The sequence below is a fragment of the Pandoraea bronchicola genome (assembly GCF_902459805.1).
GTDB lineage: Bacteria > Pseudomonadota > Gammaproteobacteria > Burkholderiales > Burkholderiaceae > Pandoraea > Pandoraea bronchicola.
On sequence record NZ_CABPST010000024.1, the window covers coordinates 1 to 3,389 of the forward strand.

2 protein-coding genes are annotated in these 3,389 nt (G+C 56.1%); both read left to right on the forward strand.

The genetic code is table 11. The features are described from left to right. Window positions 1-186 (forward strand): hypothetical protein (locus tag PBR20603_RS24255; RefSeq protein WP_174978047.1); only part of this gene is annotated, 186 nt, incomplete at its 5' end. Window positions 187-696: 510 nt separating this feature from the next. Continuing rightward, on the forward strand, window positions 697-3,389 hold a 2,693-nt coding region (locus PBR20603_RS23965), incomplete at its 3' end, for a hypothetical protein (RefSeq protein ID WP_150561952.1).

Genomic DNA, 3,389 nt, shown 5'->3' on the forward strand with positions numbered 1-3,389 from the left:
ATCTACGGCGCGCCGAGCAATTTCACGGTGAAGGGTCCGAAGCTGGGCCGCGACATCTTCACGGCGGATCTGGGCGTGGACATGCAGGTCAAGAAGCAACTGGAAGTGCGCGTGGGCGGCAACGTCAGCGTGCGCAAGGGCGAGAGCGCGCTGGGCGGTGGTATCTCGGCGAAGTATCGCTTCTAAGACCCGGGCTGACGTAGAGAGGACGACATATCGTTTCGTCACATCTGCGTTGAAGACAAGAAACCCGTCATCCCCGAAAGGGCGTGACGGGTTTTTTTATGCTTCGGCACGTGATGAGCGCATCTCGCCTTCGCGGAAGTGATGGGGAGCGCCGGATGGCAGCGCTGGAAAACGTGCGATGCCAAGCACGGATATGCCGCTGGGAAATGACGTGCTTCAAGCCGTTATCCGTTGTTTGCGGGCCTCATTTTTTGAATGATTGGGGGATTGATGATGGGGAAATATATTTAATTGGGAATTAACTTACATTTTATTGAGTGTTTTTTAAAAATATTCCCAATTTGTTGAAAAAATAATTCCTTGGGTTAAGTATCAAATCCAAGTGCTTTTGCATCGATTTCGATAGTCCGGCTTTTAGACTTCGTGAGCCTTGACGCAGGTCGTAGTGCCGTGTCTGGAGTGTGGTGAAGCAAATTCATCATTTTCACGAATTAACTTGTGGATTATCGAATGCAAAAGAACCATCCGAAGTCGAACGCTCTGCGTCAGACGAAAATTTGCATGGCCGCTGCGGCCGTGGTGACGGCAGCAGCGCTGCCGGGATATGCGGTGGCAGATTTGACGTGGGAAGAATCCCGTGAAGAAAGAGTAACCAATCTGACGAAAGCAGACACTGGGCTGATTTCTAACGCAGAGAAAGCACTCCGCGAAAATGAAACCAAGCTTATTAACGCAGGGCGATACAAAGACCTTGCCGAGCAAGTCGAGAAGGTTCTATCCGCTCAGGAGATTGAAGATGCGCAGAGGCTCTCGAATCTTCGGCCGGTGGCAGAAAGAATTAACGTCGAAGTCAGCAGACTCGTTAGGGTAGCGGCCGGTGCCAGCGCGGACAAGGCGCTCCATCAGGATTACCAGAACGCGCTCACCTCGCTTCAGAGTAAGGTGAATGCCATCAGCAGTGTGGCAAAAATCAAGACCAATGACCCAGCGAGAAAGGCGCTGGATGGCCTCGTGAAGAAAGAATCTATTGACGGAATCGTCAATCCTGCACAGAACGCCGCCGTCAAAGCTCAGCAAGATTTTGAACTTCTGACGCACAAGTCTGCTGCACTGAGCCGTGTCGCCAGCAAGGACGAGTACAACTACCTCACTAAAACGACGTTCCTGCTTGATGCGAACGCCGCCGGCGCTGACAAGAACGGCGAACAGGTAATTTCGTGGGGCGACGCAAATCTGAAGACCTTTGACGTAGATACCGCTGCGGGCACCGGCGCCGATCGGGCGAAAATTGCGAAAGAAGTCGCCCTCGAAATCGGAAGCTTCTCGGGCGACAAGTCGGACGCGATCCACGGTATTGCAAACGGTGACCCCAAAACCGCAGAAATCGGCACCCTTCGTGCACTGAACGGCGCGAAGCACGATGTTCAGGTCAAGGACGGCGCTCTGAACATTCATCAGGCCATCGAAAGCGAAGGCAATGGCGAGCTTTCGGTGACGCTCGGTAAGAAGGGTGTTCTGAACTTTAAGGGCCAGGCCGACGAGGCCAAGGCTAACGGCGGCATCAAGGGCGATAACGTGACGCTGGTCGCAGGTAGCGCCGACGTTGCGATTGTCGCTGCTACTACCGCAGACGGCGCCAAGATTACATTCGGAGATAGGACGAGCGCCGGTAAAGCCAGGATCGATCTTCACAGCGGCGCCAGCTTGGAATTCGGCAAGGGCTCTGACGCCGGGAACAGCAAGATCACTGTCGCTCGTTCGGTGACGAATGCGGATATTGACGCCCGGAAGGTCGAGCGCGAGGCAGCTTTGGCGGCTAACCTCAACGCCGATCTCACCGCGCTGCCGGAACTCACTGAGCAGCTTGGCGCCACGCTCGTGTTTGAAGAGTCGTCTGCCGCCAATGCCGACATTGTCAACGCCGGTGCCATCACCTTCACGGCTTCGGATCTGAGCACGGCGAAGCTGAAGAATGTGGCAGGCGGGACGGTCACCATCCAGGGCAAGGAAGTCGGTGTTGTTGACGATGAAAACAATCCGGTCAACGACTCTGAATCCGGTCTGCAAGTGATGGAGACGAAGTTGTCGGACGGCGGCACCGCCCTTGTCTTTAACCAAGGGACGCTGACGGTCGAGAACACGAATCTCAATGGGATGGATTTGCAAAGCGTTGGCAAGGCGACGATCGAAAAATCGATCGGCGGCAAGTCAATGGTCGCTAATCTCTCCGATGGTGACCTTGCGATCAGCGAAACGCAGCTTCAAAACATGAAGCTGGTCAACGCTGGCAAGGCGGCGATCACGAAGTCGAAGGGCGGCGAAGCATTCATCGCGAACATCGATGACGGCGAACTGGCCTTCTCCGACGCGGACCTGCAGCGTTTGGCACTGGCCAACGAAGGTACGGTCAAGATGAGCGGCAAAACCGTCGCCACCGACGCGTCGATCAAATTGCACGGCGGTTCGCTGGATGTATCGGCTATTGCGATTTCCGCCGCTGAGGCGGGCAAAGACAAGCCTGAAAACTCGCTCACCATCGGCTCGCTGTCTGGCAAAGGCGACGTGGTCACTGGCGATACGGTGCTGATGCTCGGCGAATTGGGGAATGATGACCACTTCGAAGGCAAGATCTCGCGTGAAGCGGCAAAGCCGACTGGGCAGGCATATCCGAACGTTCTGAACGCGAATGCGCCGACGACGCAACCGGTCGTAGCCCCGGTTGGCTCGCAACTGGTCAAGGTGGGCACGGGTAACCTGACGCTGGCGGGTGATCAAAGCGGTGTGACGAGCCTGAGCGTTCAAGGCGGTACGCTTACCGCAGCGCATGCCAACGCGCTGGGCTCGGGCACGGTGAACGTTGCCGGTACGAGCACTGTCGCGCTGAGCACGGATGTCAGCGGTGTGAAGCACCTGCAGAACGACGGTACGGTTGACCTGGGCATGAACAAGCTCGAGGTGGGCACCTACGCATCCGAAGCGGGCGCGACGATCAAGTCGCGTATTGCCAAGGTCGAAGGTGAAATCGCTGGCGGCAAGATTCACGTGACGCAGATCGCTAACTTCGCGAATACGAAACTCGATGTCGCCGTTGCAGACGATATCGAAATTCACGAAATCGTGGGCAAGTTCGAAGTGGTGAACGCAGAGGAAAACGCCGCGGTCACCGGCGGCGAACTGACCGTGGGTAGCATCACCGGCGGCAA